23 protein-coding genes are annotated in these 23,951 nt (G+C 46.8%); 16 read left to right on the top strand and 7 right to left on the bottom strand.

Annotated elements, in window-relative coordinates; genetic code table 11:
• Positions 1-45 precede the first annotated feature (45 nt).
• The gene (locus gpAD87_RS30650) at positions 46-1,287 is read right to left on the bottom strand and encodes an ATP-grasp domain-containing protein (protein ID WP_064642762.1); all 1,242 of its coding nucleotides are present in this window, start codon (positions 1,285-1,287) and stop codon (positions 46-48) included.
• A 184-nt stretch (positions 1,288-1,471) separates the two neighbouring features.
• Between gpAD87_RS30650 and gpAD87_RS30645 the strand changes: the two genes are divergently transcribed.
• Complete coding sequence (locus gpAD87_RS30645) at positions 1,472-2,035, top strand: hypothetical protein (RefSeq protein WP_064642760.1); 564 nt, start codon at positions 1,472-1,474, stop codon at positions 2,033-2,035.
• A complete protein-coding gene (locus tag gpAD87_RS30640) occupies positions 1,993-2,442 on the top strand; it encodes a DUF2000 family protein (protein ID WP_331710944.1) in 450 nt (149 codons plus the stop codon). The genes gpAD87_RS30645 and gpAD87_RS30640 overlap by 43 nt, the downstream gene beginning before the upstream one ends.
• Positions 2,443-2,514: 72 nt before the next feature.
• Here gpAD87_RS30640 and gpAD87_RS30635 read toward each other — a convergent pair whose 3' ends face one another.
• Positions 2,515-3,714, bottom strand: coding sequence for an MFS transporter (locus tag gpAD87_RS30635; RefSeq protein WP_442950753.1), 1,200 nt, complete (start codon positions 3,712-3,714; stop codon positions 2,515-2,517).
• A gap of 266 nt (positions 3,715-3,980) precedes the next feature.
• On the opposite strand from gpAD87_RS30635, the gene gpAD87_RS30630 reads away from it, so the two are divergent.
• The gene (locus gpAD87_RS30630) at positions 3,981-4,562 is read left to right on the top strand and encodes a TetR/AcrR family transcriptional regulator (protein WP_064642754.1); all 582 of its coding nucleotides are present in this window, start codon (positions 3,981-3,983) and stop codon (positions 4,560-4,562) included.
• Positions 4,563-4,659: 97 nt separating this feature from the next.
• Here gpAD87_RS30630 and gpAD87_RS30625 read toward each other — a convergent pair whose 3' ends face one another.
• Positions 4,660-5,784: an LLM class flavin-dependent oxidoreductase gene (locus gpAD87_RS30625; protein WP_064642751.1), complete on the bottom strand. Its 1,125-nt coding sequence runs from the start codon at positions 5,782-5,784 to the stop codon at positions 4,660-4,662.
• 273 nt (positions 5,785-6,057) lie between these two features.
• Between gpAD87_RS30625 and gpAD87_RS30620 the strand changes: the two genes are divergently transcribed.
• From gpAD87_RS30620 to gpAD87_RS30570, 12 genes are all read left to right on the top strand, one after another.
• Positions 6,058-7,458 (top strand): helix-turn-helix domain-containing protein, encoded by a 1,401-nt coding sequence (locus tag gpAD87_RS30620; protein ID WP_064642749.1) that lies wholly within the window; start codon positions 6,058-6,060, stop codon positions 7,456-7,458.
• 245 nt (positions 7,459-7,703) lie between these two features.
• Positions 7,704-9,089 (top strand): hypothetical protein, encoded by a 1,386-nt coding sequence (locus tag gpAD87_RS30615; RefSeq protein WP_064642747.1) that lies wholly within the window; start codon positions 7,704-7,706, stop codon positions 9,087-9,089.
• A gap of 131 nt (positions 9,090-9,220) precedes the next feature.
• The gene (locus gpAD87_RS31675; RefSeq protein WP_139295711.1) at positions 9,221-9,382 is read left to right on the top strand and encodes an aspartyl-phosphate phosphatase Spo0E family protein; all 162 of its coding nucleotides are present in this window, start codon (positions 9,221-9,223) and stop codon (positions 9,380-9,382) included.
• Between the two features lie 137 nt (positions 9,383-9,519).
• Positions 9,520-10,029 (top strand): DUF1453 family protein, encoded by a 510-nt coding sequence (locus gpAD87_RS30610; RefSeq protein WP_064642745.1) that lies wholly within the window; start codon positions 9,520-9,522, stop codon positions 10,027-10,029.
• Between the two features lie 247 nt (positions 10,030-10,276).
• Complete coding sequence (locus tag gpAD87_RS30605; RefSeq protein WP_064642743.1) at positions 10,277-10,465, top strand: aspartyl-phosphate phosphatase Spo0E family protein; 189 nt, start codon at positions 10,277-10,279, stop codon at positions 10,463-10,465.
• A gap of 228 nt (positions 10,466-10,693) precedes the next feature.
• On the top strand, positions 10,694-12,517 hold the full coding sequence (locus gpAD87_RS30600) for a cache domain-containing sensor histidine kinase (RefSeq protein WP_064642742.1): 1,824 nt from the start codon (positions 10,694-10,696) through the stop codon (positions 12,515-12,517).
• Between the two features lie 5 nt (positions 12,518-12,522).
• Entirely contained in the window at positions 12,523-13,290 is a 768-nt protein-coding gene (locus tag gpAD87_RS30595) for a response regulator transcription factor (RefSeq protein WP_064642740.1), read from the top strand.
• A gap of 103 nt (positions 13,291-13,393) precedes the next feature.
• On the top strand, positions 13,394-14,689 hold the full coding sequence (locus tag gpAD87_RS30590) for an ABC transporter substrate-binding protein (RefSeq protein WP_064642738.1): 1,296 nt from the start codon (positions 13,394-13,396) through the stop codon (positions 14,687-14,689).
• 27 nt (positions 14,690-14,716) lie between these two features.
• Positions 14,717-15,421: a hypothetical protein gene (locus gpAD87_RS30585; RefSeq protein WP_064642736.1), complete on the top strand. Its 705-nt coding sequence runs from the start codon at positions 14,717-14,719 to the stop codon at positions 15,419-15,421.
• Positions 15,422-15,455: 34 nt separating this feature from the next.
• Positions 15,456-16,370, top strand: coding sequence for a carbohydrate ABC transporter permease (locus tag gpAD87_RS30580; protein WP_064642734.1), 915 nt, complete (start codon positions 15,456-15,458; stop codon positions 16,368-16,370).
• Complete coding sequence (locus tag gpAD87_RS30575) at positions 16,354-17,208, top strand: carbohydrate ABC transporter permease (protein ID WP_064642732.1); 855 nt, start codon at positions 16,354-16,356, stop codon at positions 17,206-17,208. Before gpAD87_RS30580 ends, gpAD87_RS30575 begins: the two co-directional genes overlap by 17 nt.
• A 54-nt stretch (positions 17,209-17,262) precedes the next feature.
• The gene (locus gpAD87_RS30570; RefSeq protein WP_064642960.1) at positions 17,263-18,600 is read left to right on the top strand and encodes an FAD-dependent oxidoreductase; all 1,338 of its coding nucleotides are present in this window, start codon (positions 17,263-17,265) and stop codon (positions 18,598-18,600) included.
• Positions 18,601-18,712: 112 nt separating this feature from the next.
• Here the strand turns inward: gpAD87_RS30570 and gpAD87_RS30565 are convergent, their stop codons facing one another.
• From gpAD87_RS30565 to gpAD87_RS30550, 4 genes are all read right to left on the bottom strand, one after another.
• Positions 18,713-19,363 carry an amino acid ABC transporter permease gene (locus tag gpAD87_RS30565; RefSeq protein WP_063566273.1) on the bottom strand — a complete coding sequence of 217 codons (651 nt, stop codon included), beginning with the start codon at positions 19,361-19,363 and terminating at the stop codon, positions 18,713-18,715.
• Between the two features lie 53 nt (positions 19,364-19,416).
• Complete coding sequence (locus gpAD87_RS30560) at positions 19,417-20,139, bottom strand: amino acid ABC transporter permease (RefSeq protein ID WP_064642730.1); 723 nt, start codon at positions 20,137-20,139, stop codon at positions 19,417-19,419.
• Positions 20,140-20,242: 103 nt separating this feature from the next.
• Positions 20,243-21,076, bottom strand: coding sequence for an ABC transporter substrate-binding protein (locus tag gpAD87_RS30555; RefSeq protein ID WP_064642728.1), 834 nt, complete (start codon positions 21,074-21,076; stop codon positions 20,243-20,245).
• A 32-nt stretch (positions 21,077-21,108) separates the two neighbouring features.
• The gene (locus tag gpAD87_RS30550; RefSeq protein WP_076290684.1) at positions 21,109-21,837 is read right to left on the bottom strand and encodes an amino acid ABC transporter ATP-binding protein; all 729 of its coding nucleotides are present in this window, start codon (positions 21,835-21,837) and stop codon (positions 21,109-21,111) included.
• Positions 21,838-22,298: 461 nt separating this feature from the next.
• On the opposite strand from gpAD87_RS30550, the gene gpAD87_RS30545 reads away from it, so the two are divergent.
• The gene (locus gpAD87_RS30545) at positions 22,299-23,912 is read left to right on the top strand and encodes a glycoside hydrolase family 28 protein (RefSeq protein WP_064642724.1); all 1,614 of its coding nucleotides are present in this window, start codon (positions 22,299-22,301) and stop codon (positions 23,910-23,912) included.
• The last annotated feature ends 39 nt before the right edge of the window (positions 23,913-23,951 follow it).

Raw genomic sequence — 23,951 nt, 5'->3', positions numbered from 1 at the left:
ACAACTGTCAATCCAAATACAAGCCTTTATAGTCCATCCCGCGTTTTATACGGGTTCGGTAACAGTAACTTCAATCTTGAAGCGATCGTACATATTCAGCAGTGTTTGACGCAATTCTTCGAATGAACTCCCTTCCACAATGGCAAAACCCGATCTGGTCATCGTATCGCTGACGTCCCCGGCACGTTGTCCCACTTGATAGGATACATTGAAATCAATAATGCCGGAGATATCTTCATAATCTTCTATCCCTGATATGCTGTGAATCATTCCTGCGCGAGAAGGGAAACAGATCATACCCGTATATTTATTATTCGTCTTTTGTTTGTTGAGCTCATATATTCCAACTTCCAGATCGCTGACTGCCTCGAATAAATCAACACCGTGTGTGTTCTTGATACAAGGAGGCATAACCTGTGAACCCCCGATTCTTGCACCGATTTCTCCAAATACTACTTCTCCACCCGAAGTTAGAAAAAGCTCGGCATGTGTTACGGAATGATTAATCCCCAGAGCAGCAATCACCTGTTCATTGAGTTCTTTGATGTGGTGAATAAAGTCAGCCTCAGTGCTTTCAGGAAACGTAATGCTGGCCGGTGGCTTCTGCTTAGTAGCAATATCCAAACAGTTATACAGGTATTGGGAAACGGATGAAAATATAACTTTCCCCTTCGAGACAATGGAATCACAGTGAAACTCTGTACCGTCGATGAATTCCTCCAGCAAATCCCGTTGCTGCGCTTGTCTTGTATGGTGAAGATAATGGATCAGTTCTTCCATACTGGACAATTTGAACGTATTTATACTTCCATATCCGCTGAGTGGCTTCACAATAATCGGGAACCCGTGTGTATCAGTGAAACGAATGTAATCCTGTTCATGAAGAGCGATTGCAATGTCAGAAGTCCGAATTCCTCGTTGATGGAGCATCTGTTTCATAATCCATTTATTGCGGACGGCTTCAGCCTGATTGCGCTGCATACCGGGGATACCAAATTCGGATCGAAACTGGCCGCCGATCTCAATTGCATTCTCACCCGGAGTTAACAAAGCTACGATGGAATGGGAACGTCGGATTTCAATAATGTGTTCCCTGATGTCATCCACGGATTCCAAGTGGTCCACGTATCTAATCTCATCGAAGAAATCCTCAAGCAAGTAATCATGAAGCAGATTGTAACGTTCAATAATCAGAATTTTTTTGTAATCAGTAAATTTTTTCAAAGGTTTTACGAAGTTTAAGCCATGTGGAAGCCTGAAATCAGATATGTATACAATTGTTTTCATAAATCCTCCTTCAATGAAGAACAAAAAATAGAAAAAGACCATTTCATAACATTATATACAAAAATATTCCATTTTCAATACGGTTTTTGTAAAATTTTTGACGCGTTAAAGTGTTAATTGACAATAGATTTTTTTTGGTATACGATCTTACCGGATTTGAATAAAAGGGAGGAAATAGAAAAAAATGGAGATTACTGAAAGCAAATATGCCATACTGGGAACATTGGGAGACGAAGAAGGATTCCTGACTTGCAGCATGCATATCGCTAAGAAACTCAACAACTCTGATATAATCAAGCCGTACCCCGAATTTGAAGCGGCCGCGGAAGACTTGAAATCAGGGGAAATTTCCTGTCTATTGGTACCTGGGGCTTATCCCAAGCTCAACAGTTTCATTATGGATTCCGAATTAGTGGTGTCTGAGAGCTTTGTAGAGAAGATTCCTGCGCTGGTTCTATCCGGATTCCATGCGGAATGTCCTGATCAGATCGACGTTATTTTTCATCATCCGGCAACTACATACTTGTTATCTGAACTCAGTATAATTTATAGAGAGAGCAGCACCGTATCGTCCAACCCCGAAGCCTGCAGGAAGGTCATGCATCACACAGAAAGGTCCATTGCGCTCACAAATCAGCTCTGTGCCGATCATTACGGGCTCGTTACCTACAAGGTATTGCGTGAGGGAATCAATATGCCGTGGGTATGTTTTACAAAAAATGTACAGAGGGTGAATGCACTCGTATGAAAAGAATTGCTATTATATTGGATAAAAATTTGGAGATTGGCGCCGCAGCGAATGTAGCTGCCTTATTGATGGGACAAGCAGCCCTTAAAGAACCGGATTTATATTCTGATACACCTGTACTGGATCTTAGCGGCGTTCAGCATGCAGGCATCCGCTATAGCACGGTAATTTTGAAGGCTGGGGAGAATCAATTGATCCAATTGGCTAAATTCTGTTCATCTGACAACGACGAAGTGAGCTATGTTGTGTTTTCACAGAAGGGTCAATCACTCAATAATGCATTCGAACAATATGCGGATGAGATCGCTTCGATGGAAATGGAAATCACTAAAGTTGTAGGTGTCATTGTGTGGGGAGAGGATGACAAGGTTAGGGCAACGACCAAGAAATTTAGTGTCATGAAATGATGATGGATAAAGGGCAGAAGCTGATCCTCAAGATCACTCTGCCCTTTGTTTTGTTTACATATGGATGGATGGTTACGGGTTACTGACGACGGTAACTTTCTTTTCCGTTAAGTAATATACGAGTGCCAGCAGAGGCATCAACAGACCAATCAGTGTGGTGAGACTCCAACCTCCATGCGCGTAGGACCAACTGCCAAGAGATGATCCAATTGCGCCCCCTACAAAAAAGATCGACATAAATATCCCGTTTACGCGTCCCCTTGCTTCGCTCAACGAATAGATAATGCGCTGTCCCAGCACCAAATTACCCGAAACCGCCATATCCAGCGTGATGGCAACGACCAAAAGCAAAATAAGGGTAGCGGTAGAGTGACCCTGGAACAGATAGGCAAGCCCAAAAGATGCAGCCGCGATGACCATGGCGAGTCCGGTTAATATACGGGTTAAACCTTTATCCGCCCATCTTCCGGCAATAGGTGCTGCGATGGCACCCCCAACACCAGCCAGTGCAAACCAGGCAATTCCTTGCTGGGACATGCCATACTCGTTGGCGAGCTGCAAGGGAACTGTGGTCCAGAACAAGCTGAAGGCGCCAAACAGACTGGCCTGATAGAGAGCTCGGCGGCGGAGCAAGGGAAATGTTTTGAGCAGGGAGCCCAATGACAGAATTAATTGTCCGTATTTCATCGCAGGTTGTGGCTGACGTGCAGGAAGTGCGCGTAACAGGAGCAATGTAAGTAATACGATAATGATTGCCGAGAAGACAAAGACCGCTTGCCAGCCGAGCAGGCTCGTAATAAAACTTGCGACTGGCCGAGCCAGCATGATGCCCAGCAGCAGGCCACTCATCACGTTGCCGACAACCCGTCCGCGTTGCTCCTCAGAAGTGAGGTAGGTGGCGTAGGGAACCAGAATTTGTGCAACGACTGAACTGATACCGATGACGAGGGAAGCAGTCAGAAATAATACGGCATGGGAAGAGAAAGCAGCGGCAATCAATGCAACGACTAGAATGATGAGGAAAAAAGTGACCAGTCGCTTATTCTCCAGAATGTCACTGAGCGGAACGATAAACAGCAGGCCAATAACATACCCGATCTGTGTTAACGTCACAATCAATCCCGCAGCAGCAGAGGAAAGCCCTGTTGTCACGCCGATTGGCCCTATAACCGTCTGAGCATAATACAGGTTTGCCGCAATCAGCCCGCACGCCGCAGCCAAAAGTAAAATCAACCAGCTTGGAATCGAATTTGCCTTCACATCAGGTTGCATATGCATGAGTATCACCCTCCACATGTTCTCAAATTATTTTTTATTAAAGTGAACTTGTATTGAAATTGTTAATTACTAAACGGTGCGTTTACTAATCACAAACATATAATAAACTAAACGTTCAGTATTGTAAATAGACGTGAGAATTTTTTTGTATGTCGAAGTATGGCAAGAACGAAATTGTTTAATGTATCGGTGTTTTAGTATAATGAACGTATAGTTTTTATGAATTACAGATGCATTTGTTACACCAAGGAGGGCTTATGATGACAGCCAAAAGAGGGCGTCCCCGCAATGTGGAAACCCAGAATGCGATTCTTGCAGCTTCCTATGAATTATTACTGGAACACGGCTTCGGAGCGATTACGATCGAAAAAATTGCTGAACGTGCTAAGGTGAGCAAAGCAACGATATATAAATGGTGGCCTAATAAAGGTGCTGTCATTATGGATGGGTACATGTCTGCGGCAAAGGCAAGATTGCCTGTACCGGATACAGGATCGGTATTTGAGGATGTGCGCATTCATGCGAGCAATCTGGTTGTTTTTTTGAGCAGCCGGGAAGGTAAAGTGATCACACAGATTGTCGGAGAGGGACAGTCTGATCCAGGACTTGCAGAAGAATACCGAACCAGATACATTCAGCCTCGTCGGCGCGAAGCGTGGGGAATTTTTGAAAAAGGCGTAGAACGGGGAGAGTTGAAAAAGGATTGTGACATCGGACTGTGCATAGACCTCGTCTATGGAGCGATGTTCTATCGCATGCTGGTGACTGGCGAAGCGATAGATACTGAATTCGTGCAGCGTTCGTTGATCTCCTTGTTTGAGGGTATTAAATCTGGATCATAGAGAAAGACATCTTGGGGGAGGGATAGGGCGATTCGCAAGAATCACCCTGGGTGCAAAAGGCTTGTGGATGAATGGGGAATGTGTGGAGAATTGAGACCTACACCTGGAAGATCGGTGAGATGGCTGGGGGCCATGAATCAGGAGAATGCGAAGTGGAAGAGGGAAGAGACTGGTTCAAGAGCGGGGGTTCGTTCCATATGAAACTAGGTATTTCGCGTCGTAACACTGGTGCTACATCCTGGGCGAAGCGTTCTACCTGCTCCAGCTGCTCCGCATGGCTGAGTCCATCGACGCTGATGCTCAGCACCTGATGTCCATATGCGGCATGGTAATTGAGGATCTTCTCAATGACCTGCTCTGGACTACCAATCAGTACAGGGCCATGCGCAATGTTATCCTCCAGGTCCTTAAAGGGTGACTGGTTGTGCTGCGCAGCGGCCGTAGCATGAAAGGCCTCATAATAAGGTGTATAACGCCGGATCGCCTCTTCGCGTGTATTCGCGAGGTATAGGCTGCCTGCCCCGGAGCCAACCACTGCTCGGTTCGCATCATGACCATAATAATCGAGACGCTCCCGGTAATGGTCAATTAACGCTTTGTATTTTGCCTGCGGGTGGAAGGAATTCGAGCTAAATATCGGTTCGCCATACTTAGCTGCAAGCTCGGTAGAGCGGGTGCTCGATGCGCTGCCATGCCAGATCGGTATGGATTGCTGAAGCGGTCTCGGCTGAGTGGTAACCTCTTGAAGGGGAGGGCGATACGTTCCCTGCCAGGTTACATTCTCTTCAGTCCACAGCCGTTTCAGCAGTTCGTAGCGTTCACCGAGTGAATCCCATTGTTCCTCCTCGCTAATGCCAAACAGGGGATAGTGCCGAGGATCATTGCCTTTCCCGATGATCATCTCCAGCCGTCCGCCCGATAATTGATCCAGCGTGGCATAATCCTCGGCAACCCGTACCGGATCAAGTATACTAAGAACAGTTACTGTTGTTAGCAACCGGATACGTGAAGTCGCAGCAGCGACGGCGGTCAGCACAACGGGAGGTGAGGAAGACAGAAAAGGTGCGCCATGCCGCTCACCGATCCCATATGCATCGAACCCCAGCCGTTCGGCCAGCTTGGCTTGTTCCAAAATGTTGTGAAACTTTTGTTGTGTTGTTAGTGATTCACCAGTTACGGCATTTGGAAGATTCATCATGAGACTAAATAAGGCAAATTTCATCTAACCATCCCCTTGGATTGGATTGGATTGGAAAAGCACTGGGTTGTCTAATCCTATGGAAATAGTAGGATATTCAAGCTAAAACTAACTTTACCATGTTGCCATGCATTCTTCTAATGGATTTTTTCTATAAGGCGGATTAAAGCCGCTCAAAACTAGACAAATGGGCAGGAAATTGCCACGATTTTTATTGACCGCTGTAAAATTTAGGATTAAAATTGTGCATATCATATAAATTCAAATTTATGGATTTTCATTGTGGAGGTGGGAGACATGGAACCTACAACTACGATACGCTCCTTTATTGAGGACTACATCAGGAAACAGGGCTATACCCTGCAATACTTTGCCGATATATCGGGTGTGAACGCTGGAACGTTAAGTGCGATCATCAAAGGGACGCGGCCAATCGCCATGGCTCAACTGGATCTGATTACCAAAGGCATGAAGCTGGAAGAAGGTCATTTCTACGAAATTTACGGCGCTGAGTGTTTTGTGGAGTCTGCACCACATTGGAGAAGACTGGAACCTTTTCTGCAACGTTGCGCCGAGCTGGACAAGCTCGAATGTATTCAGAGGGTGATCCAGCAAGTGACGGATGATCGATCCTATATTTCAGAATTGTTCGAGATGGCAGAAGGCATGCTTGAGCGAGGACAAAAGAAAGCGGCCCGCATGTTATATGAATGCGTTGCGGAGTGTGAGAAGTACCAACACTCGGAACGTCTCGCATTGTGTCAGTATCGTATTTTCACATTATCTCTGGGTCAGGATCAGCATGAAAATCTTAGGGCAGCTGTGCACTTCGAGCCATATATTAATAGGCTGGATGAAGAGCGGCAGCTGGATGCGATAAGGGAATTGGCTAATTTATATGCTAGCTTAAATTATTGGGATAAAGTATTCCAGCTAGCTGACGAACTGTTGCAACGAGTTAAATTTTTGGAACAATATAAAAATAAGAAAAAAGGAATAGATGATATTTCAATTTGCAAGCACCCATTATTTACTTATAAATATTATGCTTATTTGATTATGGCTACGGTATGGAGTGAACGTAAAGACTACGAAAAAGCACTAAAGTATATTTCTCTCTATTCAAATATAGTTATTGAAGAACCTACTTCAGAAGAGCAACTTTTTATAAAACGATTCAAAGATTGGGCTGAAGTGAATACTTACTCGTGCAAATTAATGATGGGGGACATGGATGCGCTTAACTCCTATCTCGATTTTATAGAAGTTAATGAAAATGAAACTCTTCTAGGCCTTGTTAAAGTTATAGAAGCAGCAAATCTGTATCATTTAAATATTGATCACGCTCTTAGAAGATTCGATATGCTCATTCACAAGTTTTTCAATGAACTTAATTATCAAAGCAGTTATAGTACAATAATAAAGAACAAACAATATACTAATTTTTGGGGCAAATTAGCCTTATACCAGCTAACTAAAGGGAGATACCAAGAAGGATTCAGGAACTTGATTAATTGTTTAACGATTGCCCAGAAGATCAAAGATGACTCTACTGTAATATATTGTGTAGGTTTATTTGAAGCATACAGAAGTCATGCTTCTGAATTAATAGAGTCCCAATATAAAGATATAATAAAGGAGGCTTATGGTCGATATGAGAAAAAAGGCAATGTTGGCATTGGCATTAACGTTGTTTAGTTCCTTTATTTTGTTACAAAGTTCTACAGATGGTATAGATATCATAACAAAGCTATTTAGCGAGCACGGTATTGGGGGATACTAAGAGAACTAAAGTTTATAATATATTATTGGTAAGCGTGCTGTTTCCTATTTGGAGATGGGACGTTTTTTTGTTGTATTATACATTGACCAAGGTAAAATACAGGATTAAAATTACATTTATTATAAATCATTAAGTAGTTTGTTTGATGGGGGTGGGAGAATTGAAACTTACACCTAAGATACGCACATATATAGAGAATCACATAAGAGAAAGAGGATATAAACTACAGCAATTCTCAGATGTCACAGGTGTCAACGTTGGCACATTAAGTGCTATCCTCAAGGGCAGCAGACCTCTAGCTATGAATCAGTTGGATCAAATCACATCTGGTATGGGGTTGGAGAAGGGATACTTCTACGAGATGTACAGTGTGGAATGTTTTGTGGAAGCCGCACCTCATTGGAGGCGTTTGGAACCGTTCCTGTATCGCTGCGCTGAACTTAACAAGCTAGGCTGTATTAAAAAGGTAGTCTATCAGGTTACAGATGATCGATCCTATATTTCAGAACTGTTTCAAATGGCAGAAAATCTATATTTCAAAGAAATGAATGAAGCGGCGCTTATTTTATATGGATGCGTAGCCGCAGGTGAGAAATATCAGCACTCGGAACGGTTGGCGTTATGCCAGTACCGTATTTTTTTGCTTCATAAAACAATGAGTAAATTCGATAATCTGGCTGCAGCAGCCCAATTGGAACCTTATATTGAGAAATTGGATGAAGAAATACAACTGGATGCTATTAAAGACTTGGCGAATGTTTATAGTACAATACATCTCTGGGATAAGGTTTATGATCTGGCAGAGGAACTGGAACGAAAAGTTGATTTTCAACTTGAACTTCAATCTCGAAGACGGAAAAATAGAAAAAGAACCGCCTTTTACCCCATATTTACGTATAAAGCATATGCGAATTTATTGAAGGCAAGTGTCTGTGAAGCGCGTAAGCAATATGAAAAAGCTCTGGAATATACAGATGTTTACGTGACTGTTATTGAAATCTCTAATCCAACAGAAGAAGAGCAAGAATTAATAGAACGTTTCAAAGGATGGGCGGAGGGAAATCGGTATTTATACCATTTGATGAATGGGAACCATGAGGTTATTGAACCTTATCTGAATTACCTTGATGCTAATCCACATGAGATTTTAATAGCATTCGTGAATATTGTGCAAGCAGCTAACCGGCACTCACTGGATATTGATTCTGCATTGGATAGATTCGATCCTTATATTAAACAATTCAACACGGATATACATTTAAAAGGGACGTACAATATGCAAATGTTGAATTATAGATATATATGTTTTTATTATGAGTTAGCGAAGTACAGGCTCAACCAACAAAGATACGCAACGGGGATTGACACGTTACTCACGAGCCTGGAACTCTCATCATCAAGTAACGATGACCTAATGTCTATTAAATCTATTGATTTATATGGTAAATTCAGAAGGCATGTAACGAACCAACAGGAAGAACAATACAATAGGTTAATAGAAGGCCAGAGCTCACAAAATTTTGGAATTAGAATTAAAAGTGTATAACTACTGAGATCTAATCTTGCTCAATATAACGACCTCTACTAAAAGATCTAATACAAAAATTTTGCAAAGCATTCCATTATGAATTTTTAGATAAATGTACCCTAAAATAGGTTGAAAAAGGGGTGCATGCTGTGAGAGAAATCAAGCAGATCAAAGATCAAATCGAGCAGAATCGGCAACATTTGCGTCGGTTGGTGGAGAAACATGGCATGCATGATGATAAAGTTCTCAAGCAGTCTATGGTGCTGGATGAACTGATTAATAAATATATTCGACTAAGAGAGAAACACTAATTTGTTAACGCTCTTATCTTCCTCTGTAATCCACCTATAGGTGGACTTCTATATCAACCCAGTTGTGGACGCTAGAGCGGTGTTCTCCCTGCTATGCTTAAAGCATCAAATCAAGCAAATTACAGGGGGAACAACGTATGACGACGAGCATGTGGGTTCAGATGATCATCATGTTTGCGGTTTTAGTATTCACTTCAATTGGACGAAAGCCAGTACGTTATTATCGGTTATTGCTGCCTTTCGTTATTATGGGTTATTATGCAGCCAAATTCCTTAAAGACATGACTTTTACAGGCAATAATGTGCTGTTTTTGTTGGTGGCCGTGATTGTAGGGGCATTGTTCGGAATGATTGTGCTGGGAATAACGCGTATGGAATTCGATGCGACGGCAGGTAAGTGGTATACCCGAGTGGGGATAGGCAGTGTGGTCGTCTGGGCGGTGGCATTCCTGCTACGCATCATTCCGGTGGAATGGATCACGCATCATCCGCAGCAAGCATACCAGTATGCAAATGAGCATCAATTGGATCTTCAGAATATCGGTCCTGCATTTATATTAATGACCGCAGCTATGGTTTTGGTGCGTGTAGCAGGGATTCTAGTCCGCTCCAGAGCGAGCAAAGTACAGCATTCGATTGGAACATAATTTATAATGTGTTTCTGTCTTTAGTCTTTGCGTAAAGGGACTCCATTTTCTCATGAGTACGATATGTAGTTTAGTGTGAGTGGAATATATCTATATGCTGTAGTTGTGACGATTTTCACGGATTAATGCAAAATGCTATGTTATGAAAGTATTGTTATGTAAGAAAACATTTTATTTTGCAAAGGAATAAAATATGAATTTTTTGGCAATGTATCCTAAAATGTTTTAAAAAGAGGGGGTGCATGCTGTGAGAGAACCGAAGCAGATTAGAGACCAAATCGAACAAAACAGGCATGAGTTAAGTCGTTTGGCGGAATATCATGGCATGCAAGACTACAAAGTCCTTCAACAATCGATGGTATTGGACGAGTTAATTAATGAATATAATCGCTTCAAATATAAAAAACACTTTATGAAAAGACAGCCGATTGCATAATGCAGTCGGTTTTTCTATGCAATAGAAGAGTAGTCGACTGTAGCCATACAGTCGGCTTTTTTGCGTTTCGTCGAAACCTGGGCTTCAATCTTGAAATTCCGTACCAATCCCATGGTTGGCAGGATAGCCAACGATCATTAAAACTGGATATGATGAACCCCAGTTATATCCAGATTGATCTGTGAAGGGGGCTCATACAATGATCGGGAGAGGGAGGGATGAACGGAAATGATGGACAAGGTACTGGGTTATTTCGGAAGAAATATGAATCTGCGCACCAAGCTGCTTCTGTTGTTCCTGGCGTTGACCTTGCTGCCGCTAAGCTTGCAGGGAGTGGTGAATTACATGCATTTCTCGCAGACGATTGATCGCAAGACGGAGCAGTTCACCATTGATATTGTCCGCCAGATTAATACCAATCTGAATCGGCTGCTCAAGGACTTCGAACGTTTGTCGCTCTTGCCGCTCTATGATCAGATGGTGCTTGGCATTCTGGGCAAATACAATGCTCCGATGGGATCGGGTACATGGGCGCGGTCCGATGATTATCTGAAAATGAAGCTCTACACGTCCGGTCAAGCGTATGACCGACCGGAAATTCGTGGCGTCCATCTGATCAGCAACAGCGGCATTTTGTTCTCCAATCTGGATTCGCTGGCAGTGAATCCGGTATGGGACAGCAGGCAGGATGACTGGTTTGCAGAGCTTAACGGCTCGGAAGGGGAATGGCGTCTGCTTCCTCCACACGAACCAAGCTATTACACGGGCAGTCGTGAAGAGCCGTATATATCGGTTGCCCGTGAGATTCGTGATCCGGGTACACTCCAGCGACTGGGTTACATTCTGATCGACATCCGGCTGGAAGCCTTCGGCCAACTCTTATCCAATCTGAATTTCGAGCAAAATGCGAGCCTGATGATTGTCGACAGCAAGCAGCGTCTCCTGTTCGAACGCACCTCAGCCGGAGGTCTGTCCGCATACGACCAACTGTTAAAACATGGCCAGCTTCAAGGATACGCAGGCAACCAGAAGGTTGTCCTTGAGGGGAAGCCCTATCTCTACGTACAGCACCATTCCAGCTATTCAGGACTTTCGGTGATCAGCCTTACACCTATTGCCGTTATTCAGAAGGAGTCGGGCGAGATGCTCACGTTTACGTTTGGATTCGCTGTGCTATGTATGGCAGCCGTAGCAGTTCTCGCTGTTCTCTTATCCTATCGCATAACGAGGCCGCTGATTCGATTGAAGCACAATATGATTCGGGTGGAGCAGGGAGACTTTAGCCAGCGCGTAGCGCACTTCAGCAATGATGAGTTCGGACAGATTAGCCGGGGTTTTAACCGGATGATGGAAGAGATCAATCGACTGTTCAACGAGGTATTTCTGTTGGGCATTCAAGAGCGAGAGGCGGAGTTGTCAGCATTGCAGAGCCAGATCAATCCCCATTTTATATACAACACATTGGAGTCCATCAACATGATGGCGGTCCGCCAGAAGCACGCTGAGGTGTCTGATATGGTGACGGCACTTGGCAAGCTGCTGCGTTATACGATTGATAAGGTGAATCGGAGGGTTCCACTTCAGGAAGAATTGGCTTTTGTGCAATCCTATGTACGCATTCAACAGGTACGTTATGACGGCAAGCTGGAGGTAATCTATGACATCGATGAAGCCATTACAGAGTGTCTGATTCCCAAGCTGGTATTGCAACCGCTGGTGGAGAACGCTGTCTACCATGGCATTGAAGGGAAGGCGGATGGCGGGGTGATCTGGGTATCTGCATTGAAATTCGATGATGAGCTGCTGATTATTGTGCGTGACAATGGCAAAGGCATGGCTCAGGCGGAGATTGATGAATTAAATGAATCTATTGCTCGGCAGCCTTCCAATGAGGCATTGCGTTGTCATGCCGGGGACAGGCTGGGACTTAACAATATCTCTCAAAGGCTCCGCCTCATGTATGGAGAAGGCAGCGGCCTGAGCGTCGATGGCAGTCCCGGGCAGGGCCTGGCGGTGACGATATCCATTCAACTTCAACCGAAAGGGGAATGAAGCGCATGTATAAAGTATTGCTTGTGGAGGATGAGACGGTCATCCGTCAGGGACTGAGAGAGCTGATTGTACAGGCGGCTCCTCAGTTTCAGGTAACAGGTGAAGCTTCGAGCGGAGCCGAGGCACTGGATTTTCTGAGATGTGAAGTACCGGATGTGTTGATCACGGATATTCGCATGCGTGAAATGGACGGGCTGACACTGGTATCCAAAGCAAGAGATATGTACCCTGAACTGCTGATGATCATCATTAGCGGGTACGGGGAGTTTGAATATGCACGCAGGGCGATGGAATACGGGGTGTTGAACTATCTGCTGAAGCCGATTGAACGTCATGAACTGGCATTATGCATCCAAAAAATTCAATTGCTGCTGGATCGCAGGTACGGCATTTCAACCCTTCCAATCACGGAGCCATCTGGGAAAGCAGAGCACTCCGGCGGAGATACGCGGAAGATTATCCGAGATGTGAAGGAGCATATCAAGCAGCACCCCGATGGGGATCTGCGACTTCAGACCATAGCAGCTCTGGTTCATCTAAACCCCACCTATCTAAGCCAGCTGTTCAAGAACGAAACAGGAACCAATTACTCCGAATACATCGCTGAGTCTCGTATGGAACGGGCCAAGTGGCTGCTGGTTAACACAGGGCTCAAAATCTATGATGTTGCAAGGTTATCCGGGCATCAGAGTCCTAAGCACTTCATGCTGGTATTCAAGCAGCAGGTGGGATCGACAGCAGGGGAATATCGTGACCGATTCAGTAGTTCTTGAAAAACCATACCATTTCTGTAATTGACGTGATTTATGAACAGGCGTTGCCTTCGTTATACTTTGGTTGCACATGTATACCACTAAGTCCATAAGGGGGATTTTCATGAAAAAAGCAGGACTGATATTGATACTCTTACTCATGATGATTGCTTCAATCGGGTGCACAAGCTCCAATTCCGGAAGTGATCCTGGACAAACAGCCGGGGAAAATGGAGAGGTTGAGCTGAAATTCATGATGTGGGGCAATCAGGCACATATGGATGTATACAACAATCTGATTGATGGCTTCACGCAGGAAAATCCAGGCATCAAGGTGACGATGGAATCCGTACCTTTCGCGGAATATCAGCAAAAAATTTCGGTGCTTGCCGCTGGCGGCTCTCTCCCGGATATCGCATGGGTATCGGAGCGGATGGTGCCACAATTCAAATCCAATCACATCCTGGCCGATGTATCCGAGTTCAAGGACGATGCACAGTTCAAGCTGGATGATTATATACCAAGCACATTGGATTTGTTCCGTGATGGAGATCAGCTGCTGGGGCTTCCTTTTTCTACACCTCCGGTGGTCATGTTCTACAATAAAACGCTGTTCGACAAAGCAGGCCTGACCGACCCGAATACACTTGCCAGCCAAGGGCAATGGACATGGGAACAGTTCGAGAATTCTGCCAAGGCGATTACTAGCAAGGATGCGACCAACCGGATCTATGGCGCTAACTTTTTTCGCGACTGGAAGACCTGGGCTGTGCTCTCCTCGTATTCCTGGTCCAATGGCAGTGGTCCATTCGACGAAGGTATGACGAAGTTCACCTGGAACGATGCTTATGGCGTACAGACCTTTGAACTGCTGGAGCGCATGATGTTTACCGATGAATCGCATCCAAAAGCAGGCGAGCAGGTCAGTTTCGATGCTGGCAATGTGGGCATGTTCTTCGATAACTACAGCTATGTTTCCAAAGCAAGAGAAATTACGGATTTTGAATGGAGTATCGCTCCCATGCCTTCCGGCTCACAAGGCAGCGTACCGATGCTGGGGCAGGCTGGATATGCCATGTTCAATGACAGCAAACATCCGGAGGAAACCAAGAAGCTGTTGAAGTATTTTGCCAGTGAGCAGGGCATTCAGGCGACGGCCACCTACTTTGTGCCTCCGCGTACCTCTGTGCTGAACTCCGATGCGTTCATTAATCAGCCGAATAATCCGAGCAAGGAGCATATTGTGCAAGCGGTGATTAATGAAATGCCAAAAGCGCGCTTGATTCCAGGTCATATCCGTTGGCAGGATATCGACAATGCGGTGTTGCAGGGATTTGACCGACTGTTCGCCCGTTCAGCGACACCCGAGGATAATCTGAAGCAAATGCAGGAAGAGGTCCAAAGCGTGCTGCAACAATAAATAATCTTATAGAAACAGGAGGTGAGCATGATGGGCAAATTCAAGGAATTGCTTGATCGGAAATCCCTGTCACTTGTGGTCAGCTTACCCGAGAACGATCTATCTTTGGCCCGGGCAGCAATTGAAGAGGGCGCTGATGCACTGAAGGTGCATTATAATGTCGGTCATCGCGCCAGCGGGAATCATTTTGGTCCACTGGACAACTATGCCGAAGTTTTTCAGGCGATCCGTAACGAGTTTGGCGGCCCGCTTGGGGTCGTACCATCCGGTAGTATAGATGGAGCACGGAGGGAGGACGTGGAGCGCCTCTCCGGGCTGGGTTTTGACTTCTATTCCATCTATGCACATCACTTGCCGTCCTTCATGCTGGATGACCTGGGGTTGGACCCCACATTTGCGATCAATGACGAATATGAACCTTCCCTCGTAACGTCAGCCGCTCATTACGGCTTCACCGCCCTGGAGGCATCCATTGTGCCTGGGAATGAATATGGTACACCGCTAAGCTTTGCGGACGTGCTCAAGTATCGCCGTCTGGTCTTACAGGCGCAAATTCCGGTATTGGTTCCTTCTCAGCGTAAGCTGGTGCCGGAGGATGTTCGGGTGCTGCACGATACCGGAGTCAAGGCGATCATGCTTGGAGCGGTCGTAACGGGCAGAGCGGAGGAGCAGCTGCGAAGGGCTGTTAACGCCTTCCGTAATGCGGTGGACACTTTGAACCGTTCAGACTAGAGGGAAGAAATTTGATATAAAGGAGGGCCTGACTGTGACCCATTCACGCAAGCGTACAGGAAGAGGTCCGCTCGCCAGAGAGGCCCAGATCGCGGGATGGCTATTCGTATCACCAATGGTGCTCGGGTTTACCCTGCTGCTGCTGTTTCCCATGGGTCTCGCGCTATACATGAGCCTGACCGACTGGCCGCTGCTGGGGGATCATCATTTTATTGGACTGGAGAATTACCGGAATGTGATGACAGACGCCATGTTCTGGAAGGTGCTTGCCAATACGGTCTATTTCACTGCGGGGCTTGTGCCGCTTAACATTGTGCTTGCTCTACTGCTCGCGTTGCTGCTATCCAGAAGTTTGCGCGGTATCGGAATTTTTCGAACAGCCATCTTCGTTCCGGTCATGACCTCGCTAATTGTATGGTCCATCGTGTGGAAGCTGATGTATGCGACAGAGTCGGGACTGATCAATCAGCTTCTGTTAATGATAGGCATCAAGGGTCCGGCCTGGCTCTACAATCAGGATCTGGCGCTGCCTGCGGTTATTGTGACGAGTGTACTGAAAAATGTGGGGCTGAATATGGTGCTGTTCATTGCAGCCATTCAGCAGGTGCCGCGTTCACTTTACGAAGCGGCAACACTGGACGGCGCGGGTAGAAGGGGGACTTTCTTTCACGTCACGCTGCCCATGATTACGCCAACGGTGTTTCTAACCATGGTCATGACCGTGATTGGCTCGCTTAAGGTGTTTGGACAGATCTACGTCATGACACAGGGAGGGCCGAGCAACAGCACGAAGGTATTGGTCTATTACATCTGGGAAAAAGCATTCAAATTATTTCAGTTCGGCTACGCCTCTTCGCTTGCCTATGTGCTGTTTTTTATCGTGCTAATTCTGACACTGCTGCAATGGCAGCTTCGAAAGAGGTGGGTGTTCAATGAAGGCGATGCCTAATCCTTCGGTTCGTAAGACATGGAGTGCCCTTGGGACGTATTTGTTGCTGACACTGATCTCGCTGATCATGCTTGTTCCATTTATCTGGATGATATCGACGTCATTCAAGGAACCTCAGAGCATATTTACCTATCCACCACAGTGGATACCGGATACCTTCCGATTTCAGAACTACATCGATGTCTTTCGATTGATTCCGTTTCATCGTTTTTATTTTAACAGTGTATATATTGCTGCTGTGGTTGTGCTGGGTACGGTGTTTTTTGCATCTCTTGCCGGGTACGCATTTGCCAAAATTCCGTTCAAGGGACGTAATGTGGTATTTCTCATCCTGCTGAGTGCGATGATGATTCCCCATGAGGTGACGGCAATCCCGATGTTTCTGTTCATGCGGCAGCTGGGGTGGATTGATACACATCTTCCGCTGATTTTACTGCCGATCTTTGGGGCGGGCGGTGTGTTTGGCATCTTTGTGATGAGGCAGTTCTTCATTACGGTACCCACCGAGCTGGAAGAAGCGGCGATGATTGACGGCTGCAACCGCTTCCGGATCTATGCTCGTATTATGCTTCCGATTGCCAAGCCCGGTATGGCTACGCTGACGATCTTTACTTTTGTGACGATCTGGAATGAGTTTTTTGATCCGTTGATTTTCATTAACTCGCGAGAACTGATGACGCTGCCGCTTGGGTTATCCTTGTTCACGGATGAAGTGGGTACAGCCTGGCAATATCTGATGAGTGCCACCGTCATGGCGACCCTGCCACTGCTGATTGTCTTTTTCCTGGCACAACGGCGCTTCATTGAGGGAGTTGCTATGACAGGACTGAAAGAGTAGTCCATGTAATAGAACGGAAGGAGTGATAACTTGAGTGAACGGATAAGTATGAGTATGAAAAAGGAAGAAGCGAATGTGGTTATTGTGGGAGGAGGTCCGGCGGGAATAGCAGCAGCCATTGCTGCTGGACGACAAGGTGTTCGAACAGTGCTGGTGGAGCGGTACGGGTTCGTTGGTGGAATGTCGACTGCCGCCATGGTCTACCCTTGGATGACCTTCCATACGGAGAGTGGTGAACAGGTGATTCGGGGTATCGCCCAGGAAATCGTTGACCGACTGCAGGCGCGCGGCGGCTCTCCGGGGCATCTTCGGGATACGGTTGGATTTGTGCATACCGTTACGCCCTACCATCCTGCGATCTATCAAGTGGTTGCGGCGGAGATGCTGCAGGAGGCGGGTGTCCGGTTGTTATTGCACAGCTTCGTGGATGAAGTAGTTATGGTGGATGATCGGGTAGAAGCGGTACGCCTGACAAACAAATCTGGGCGAATGGACCTCCAAGCGAACGTGTTTGTGGATGCCAGCGGTGATGCGGATGCGGCTTATCTTGCGGGCGCTTCTGTTGCGAAGGGGCGAGATGGCGATCACCAGTCACAGCCGATGACCATGAAATTCCGGATGCGTGGTGTGGACCTTGGACGAGTAAAACAATACATGCAGGAGCACCCGGAGGATTTCTATGCCAAAACCCCTTTCTCCGAACTGGACAGTATTCCGTTAACCGGGGTGAGCGGCTTCTATTCCCAATGGAAAAAAGCAGGTGTACCGATTAACCGTGATCAGGTATTGTTTTTTACCGGACCGGCTGAAGATGAAGTATTGATTAACTGTACCCGGGTACAGGGGTTGGATGCTACGGATGCAGAGGATCTGACCTCTGCTGAACAGGAAGGCAGGAAGCAGGTGCTGATGATCGCTGAGTTTCTGCAGCGTGACGTGCCTGGATTCGAGCGGGCTTCGATCTCAGCGGTAGCACCACAGATTGGTATCCGTGAATCCAGGCGAATCATCGGACACTATGCATTGACCAAGGCGGATGTGGTTGCAGGGCGAAAGTTTGACGATGTAATCGCCAGAAGTGGCTATCCGATTGATATTCATGATCCCTCTGGTCAAGGCGTCGTAGCGGCTTTTATAGAAGGAGACGGAGCATACGATATTCCGTACCGCTCTTTGATTTCCCGAAATATTCGCAATCTGCTGGCGGCAGGACGTTGCATCTCCACCACACATGAGGCCCACGCAACGACAAGGCTGACTCCAAGCTGCATGGCTACGGGGCAGGCGGCGGGAACAGCAGCCGCTTTAGCTGTTCAGATGAAGCTAGATCCGTTGGAGCTACCGGTAGCGGTGCTGCAAAAGGAACTACGCCGTAACGGAGCAGCGATTTGAGGAATGATTCCTGTGCGAGCAGACTATCATGAAATCCAAAGAAGACTCCAAAACCACTATTGAAGTGGGCTGGAGTCTTTGGGTTGTAATGGAAGCATCGGTCATCCGATCATCAAGTCATTCGTGCTTCAAGCCGCCGTGCCACAATGGACAACGTGTAGTTGATGACGAAGTACAATACGGCTGCGAGCAGCAGGGCAGGGATGACATAATCGAAGCTTTGACCCCCGAGGATCTGCACATTGTGCATCAATTCCGGCAGAGAGATAATGATCGCCAGTGAAGTATCCTTCAGTAAGGAGATGAACTGACTCACCATCGGTGGCGACATGCGCCGCAAAGCTTGAGGCATGATGATGCCGCCAAGTGTCTGCATATAGCTTAGGCCGGAGGAACGGGCGGCTTCCACCTGACCGCGTTCAATCGATTTGAGTCCGCTGCGGACAATCTCTGCGATCATGGCGCCTTCGAACAGACTTAGTCCAACAACCGTAGACCAGAAGACGGACATTTTGATCCCGAGCTGGGGAAGTACGATATGAATGAAGAAAATGATCAGCAGCAGCGGCAGATTGCGGATCGTATCCACGATGACGGCCACAATCTGTGACAGGACCGGAATTCGGGTGTATCGAACGGTACCAAGCACCGTACCGAGTACAAAGCTGAATACAATCGATAACCCTGCCACTTGCAGGGTGATCAGGAATCCGTGCAGCAGGAAACGAAGGTTGGGCCAGGCGTAGGCCCCGCTAAAGTCCATAGATCATCGGCCTCCTTCTGTGAGTAGGACAAGATTTAGAAAGGATGTCTGTTTTACATGGTGACCTGACCCGTTGGTTTGTTCTTTTTTGGTTTGCCTTTGGCACGGCTGGCATCCGCATCACTTTGTCCGAAACGGCGCTCCATATAGTGAACCAGGAAGCTGAGCGGTAAGGTCAACACCAGGTAGAACAGCGCAACAATGGTGTAGACGCTGAGCGGCAGGAACGTATCCGAGTTGATCAGATCGGCAAAATACATCAGATCCATGCCAGCCACGACCGCTAGGATGGATGAGTTTTTGACCAGATTGATAAACTGGTTGCCAAGGGACGGCAATACAATCTTGATCGCTTGTGGCAAAATGATCAGGTTCATGGCCTGTACGTAGGACAGACCGGAAGATCTCGCAGCCTCTAACTGCCCGCGAGGGACCGTCTGAATACCCGCTCGAATCGCTTCGGCAATGAAAGCAGCCGTATAGATGGTCAGACCGAGTGTACCCGAGATGAATCCATCCAGTGAAATGCCGAGTGCCGGCAATCCGAGATAGAAGAAAAACACGACGAGCAGCAGCGGGATGTTACGGATAAACTCTACAAAAGCCGTGCCGATCCAGTTGAGTGGTTTGATGGGGGATATCCGAAAAATAGCCATGATTGCACCCAGAATAAAGCTGCCAATCAAGGCCATGATGCTCACCTGAATGGTGTTGAGGAACCCTTCCAGAAATCGATCCGAATGTTTGATCAGTACGCTGAAGTCCAATTTGCCCATGTAGGCGAAGCCTCCGTTCTCCAGATGTAGAAGCGGCGATTACGTCCTGCTCATGCATTGCATATCACAGGCGAAGTCGCCGCTTAACCATCATTAATCGGGGTTACTCTGGCTTGCTGCCCAGCCATTTCTCGTGCAACGTATCATATTCACCGCTGTCCTTCAGGTTTTTGAGCAGGCTGTTTACTTCTTCGACGAAGGCTGTGTCGCCTTTGCGAATTGCTATGCCGTAAGGTTCGCTTGTGAAATTGCCACCAACCAGCTTGTAGTTGTTATCCGTCTGCTGCATGCCGATCAGGATGATGTTATCGGTCGTCAGAGCTTCGCCTTTACCCGCTTTGAGGGCTGTGAAGGCATCCTGATAGTTATCGAATTCCAGCACCTCGGCGTCCGGGGCTTTTTCGCGAATGTTTTGCGCAGAAGTCGAGCCTTTGACGGCAAGTACCTTCACACCGCTGAGACTTTCGAGACCTGTAATTGCGCTGTCGTTTTTCACAAGCAGGGACTGCCCGGCTTCAAAATAGACATCGCTGAAATCCACCTGTTCCTTGCGTTCATCCGTAATCGTCATCGTTGCGATGATGAGATCAATGTCGCCGTTTTGCAGCATCGGAATGCGCGTTTTGGATGTTACTTCCTTCAGTTCTACCTTCGTTTCGTCTCCAAGAATCTGTTTGGCGAGTGCTTTGGCGATATCAATATCGAATCCTTCGACTTCGCCACTTGCGGGGTCCTTCAAACCGAACAATTTGGTGTCGTATTTCACGCCGGCAATGAGCTTGCCACGCTCTTTAATCTGTTCAATCGTGCCTTTGGCTTCGGTACTCTCACCAGAACCACCGCTGTTGCTACTTTCCTCTCCGGTGCTACAACCGGACAATACAAGGGATAGAATCAAAACAAGCATAAACGACGGCCACTTTAATACATTTTTCATTTGGTAAAGACCCCTTTCAAAATGGATTATTCTCAGTGGTGAATCAGACGACTCAGGAATTGCTTGGCCCGTTCTTCTCTCGGGTTGTCGAAAAATTCAGCGGCGGAGGCTTCTTCCACAATTCGGCCTTCATCCATAAAGATGACTCGGTCTGCGACCTCGCGGGCAAATCCCATCTCATGTGTAACAACGACCATTGTCATCCCGTTATGGGCAAGAGACCGCATGACATCCAGGACTTCCCCGATCATTTCGGGGTCCAGTGCAGAGGTGGGTTCGTCAAAAAGCATGATTTTGGGTTCCATAGCAAGACCTCTTGCAATGGCTACACGCTGCTGTTGTCCACCGGACAATTGGGAAGGGTAACTGTCTGCCTTGTCGGCAATGCCTACCCGGGTAAGATACTTCATTGCCGTAGAGGCTGCCTGTGCTTTGGGCTGTTTACGCACCTTCATGGGTGCAAGGGTAATGTTATCGATGACTTTTTTGTGAGGGTAGAGATTGAAGTGTTGAAATACCATGCCGATGTCACGGCGGAAGAGGTTGATGTCCACCTTTTTCTGATGTAAAGGGACACCACTGACGACAAGTTCACCTTCGGTAATCGTCTCTAGACGATTGATGCAGCGGAGCAATGTACTTTTGCCTGAGCCGGAAGGGCCGATAATGACAACGACTTCTCCTTCTTCAATGTGAAGATGAATATCTTTGAGGACATGAAAATGGCCAAAATGTTTTTGGACACCCCTAAATTCAATCAAGAGACCCCATCCTTTCTGCAACGTCTGTTTGTAAAAGGAATAATAAGGAATAAATTGAAACTAGTTATTTAATCATACATACTCATCCTGCTAAAGGCAATTGGTTTGTGATAAAACATGACATAAGTAATGGGTTTTATAGGGCTATAGCCAGTAATTATGTTATATATTTGTTATATTTCTAACCTCTTTGTGACGAATCCTGATAGAAAAATGAATCCATTCTCCTAGTTGTTTTACAACCATTGGAATAGATGTATAGAGTATACTGGAAGGGATGTTTACTTTATGACTCTGATCATAAAAACAAATAACATCAAATTCTGAATCGTACATGGCAAAAAAGCTCAACCTTATGCCCTATGGCATTGATATGATGGAGCGAGAATGCGCTTTCCAGTAAGTAATGCAATATTAAAAACAGTCCGATCCAATTATAGGTAGAGAGGATGTTCTGAACGATGAATACATATTACTCCCCACTGGGTACAGGAGAAGGTGTTGAATCCCATACGAAGGCTTATGAAGTGAGTTTACCTGTCATCCCTGCACGTGATTTTCAGATTACGGATTATGGTGCGGTAGGGGATGGCTTGACCGATAATACCGAGATGTTTCGACTGGCTATAGCAGCTTGTGCAGAAGCGGGCGGTGGCCGAATTGTCATTCCAGCGGGTGTTTGGTTAACGGGTCCGATTGTTCTCCGCAGTCGAATTGAGCTTCATGTTCAGGCGGGTGCTCTGGTTACGTTCAGCCGTAATTTCGATCAATATCCCCTGATTGCGTCCAGCTTCAAAGGTTGGCAGGCAGTGCGGTGTCAGTCGCCTATTGATGGTGAGCAGTTGGAGGATATTGCGATCACGGGTGAGGGGATTTGGGATGGCGGTGGAGAGGCATGGCGTCCGGTGAAACGATCCAAGATGACGGCCTCGCAGTGGAATCGACTGGTTTCTTCGGGCGGTGTGGTGGAGCATACTGGCGGAGACGAAGCCATTTGGTGGCCCTCGACTTCTGCTCTTGAAGGCGGTGCGATTGCGAATCGTCTGCATCTGGAGCAAGTGTGTGATGTGGCTGCTTATGACGAAGTCAGAGACTTTTTGCGTCCTAACATGGTCAGCTTGCGTCAATGTAAACGAGTGCTTTTGGACGGACCGACGTTCCAGAACTCGCCTGCATGGAATCTGCACCCCTGGGCATCCGAGCATGTCACGATTCGTAACGTGAGTGTGCGGAATCCATGGTTTTCTCAGAATGGTGATGGGCTGGACATCGAATCCTGCCGTCATGTCGTTGTGGAGCAGAGTGTATTCGATGTTGGTGATGATGCGATCTGCCTGAAATCCGGCAAGGATGCAGAAGGACGTGAACTCGGTCTGCCCTCGGAATATATTACGATCCGCAATTGCACCGTGTATCACGGTCATGGCGGTTTTGTCATTGGCAGTGAAATGTCTGGTGGTGTGCGGCATGTCCGGGTCTCGGACTGTACGTTTATTGGAACGGATATTGGGCTTCGCTTCAAAAGCGCGCGTGGGCGCGGCGGGGTCGTTGAAGATATTCAGGTGGAGCGCATTTATATGAAAGATATCATTATGGAAGCTATTTCGTTTTCCTTTTTCTATGCCAATCAGGAGGGTTCCGCTCGTGGTAGCGACTTGACTCAGGAGGTCAGTGAGCAGACTCCGGTGTTCCGGGATATTCGGATATCGGATGTGGTCTGTGCAGGAGCGGAAACCGCGTTATTGGTGAGTGGACTGCCGGAAATGCCTCTGGATGGTCTGGTCATTCAGGGATATACGGTGACGGCTCGTAATGGGGTGCAATGCGCTCATGCGAAGCACCTGCGAATCGCCGAAATGAACGCACATATTACCGAAGGATCGTTAATTCATTTGCATCAGTGTAAGGGTGCGGAATTGGAAGCGATTGAGGGTGTAGGCGCGGACGGTCGGCTTCTGATGGTGACAGGACATGAATCGGCAGGAATCGTATGCCGGGAAAGTGATGCAGATACAGAGGGACGCCAAATCTCCATTGGTCCTGAGGTAAGAAGTGGTGTAATTATCCGCAGGTAAGAAGGGTTCGACTTAGTATACGCTTAGCATATCACCGCG

The organism is Paenibacillus sp. AD87, from assembly GCF_001659845.1.
In the GTDB taxonomy this organism is placed as follows: domain Bacteria; phylum Bacillota; class Bacilli; order Paenibacillales; family Paenibacillaceae; genus Paenibacillus; species Paenibacillus marchantiae.
Note: the sequence above shows the minus strand (reverse complement) of the source record. Positions and strands in the feature narration are given on the sequence as shown.

What these genes read in the sequence shown, in the direction of transcription:
- gpAD87_RS30570 (WP_064642960.1), top strand. Translation starts at nt 17,263, where the DNA reads ATGAAAAAGGAAGAAGCGAATGTGGTTATTGTGGGAGGAGGTCCGGCG.
- gpAD87_RS30585 (WP_064642736.1), top strand. Translation starts at nt 14,717, where the DNA reads ATGATGGGCAAATTCAAGGAATTGCTTGATCGGAAATCCCTGTCACTT.
- gpAD87_RS30650 (WP_064642762.1), bottom strand. Translation starts at nt 1,287, where the DNA reads ATGAAAACAATTGTATACATATCTGATTTCAGGCTTCCACATGGCTTA.
- gpAD87_RS30595 (WP_064642740.1), top strand. Translation starts at nt 12,523, where the DNA reads ATGTATAAAGTATTGCTTGTGGAGGATGAGACGGTCATCCGTCAGGGA.
- gpAD87_RS30610 (WP_064642745.1), top strand. Translation starts at nt 9,520, where the DNA reads ATGACGACGAGCATGTGGGTTCAGATGATCATCATGTTTGCGGTTTTA.
- gpAD87_RS30635 (WP_442950753.1), bottom strand. Translation starts at nt 3,714, where the DNA reads ATGCAACCTGATGTGAAGGCAAATTCGATTCCAAGCTGGTTGATTTTA.
- gpAD87_RS30590 (WP_064642738.1), top strand. Translation starts at nt 13,394, where the DNA reads ATGAAAAAAGCAGGACTGATATTGATACTCTTACTCATGATGATTGCT.
- gpAD87_RS30645 (WP_064642760.1), top strand. Translation starts at nt 1,472, where the DNA reads ATGGAGATTACTGAAAGCAAATATGCCATACTGGGAACATTGGGAGAC.
- gpAD87_RS30630 (WP_064642754.1), top strand. Translation starts at nt 3,981, where the DNA reads ATGACAGCCAAAAGAGGGCGTCCCCGCAATGTGGAAACCCAGAATGCG.
- gpAD87_RS30620 (WP_064642749.1), top strand. Translation starts at nt 6,058, where the DNA reads ATGGAACCTACAACTACGATACGCTCCTTTATTGAGGACTACATCAGG.
- gpAD87_RS30575 (WP_064642732.1), top strand. Translation starts at nt 16,354, where the DNA reads ATGAAGGCGATGCCTAATCCTTCGGTTCGTAAGACATGGAGTGCCCTT.
- gpAD87_RS30625 (WP_064642751.1), bottom strand. Translation starts at nt 5,784, where the DNA reads ATGAAATTTGCCTTATTTAGTCTCATGATGAATCTTCCAAATGCCGTA.
- gpAD87_RS30600 (WP_064642742.1), top strand. Translation starts at nt 10,694, where the DNA reads ATGATGGACAAGGTACTGGGTTATTTCGGAAGAAATATGAATCTGCGC.
- gpAD87_RS30545 (WP_064642724.1), top strand. Translation starts at nt 22,299, where the DNA reads ATGAATACATATTACTCCCCACTGGGTACAGGAGAAGGTGTTGAATCC.
- gpAD87_RS30640 (WP_331710944.1), top strand. Translation starts at nt 1,993, where the DNA reads ATGTTTTACAAAAAATGTACAGAGGGTGAATGCACTCGTATGAAAAGA.
- gpAD87_RS30565 (WP_063566273.1), bottom strand. Translation starts at nt 19,363, where the DNA reads ATGGACTTTAGCGGGGCCTACGCCTGGCCCAACCTTCGTTTCCTGCTG.
- gpAD87_RS30555 (WP_064642728.1), bottom strand. Translation starts at nt 21,076, where the DNA reads ATGAAAAATGTATTAAAGTGGCCGTCGTTTATGCTTGTTTTGATTCTA.
- gpAD87_RS30560 (WP_064642730.1), bottom strand. Translation starts at nt 20,139, where the DNA reads ATGGGCAAATTGGACTTCAGCGTACTGATCAAACATTCGGATCGATTT.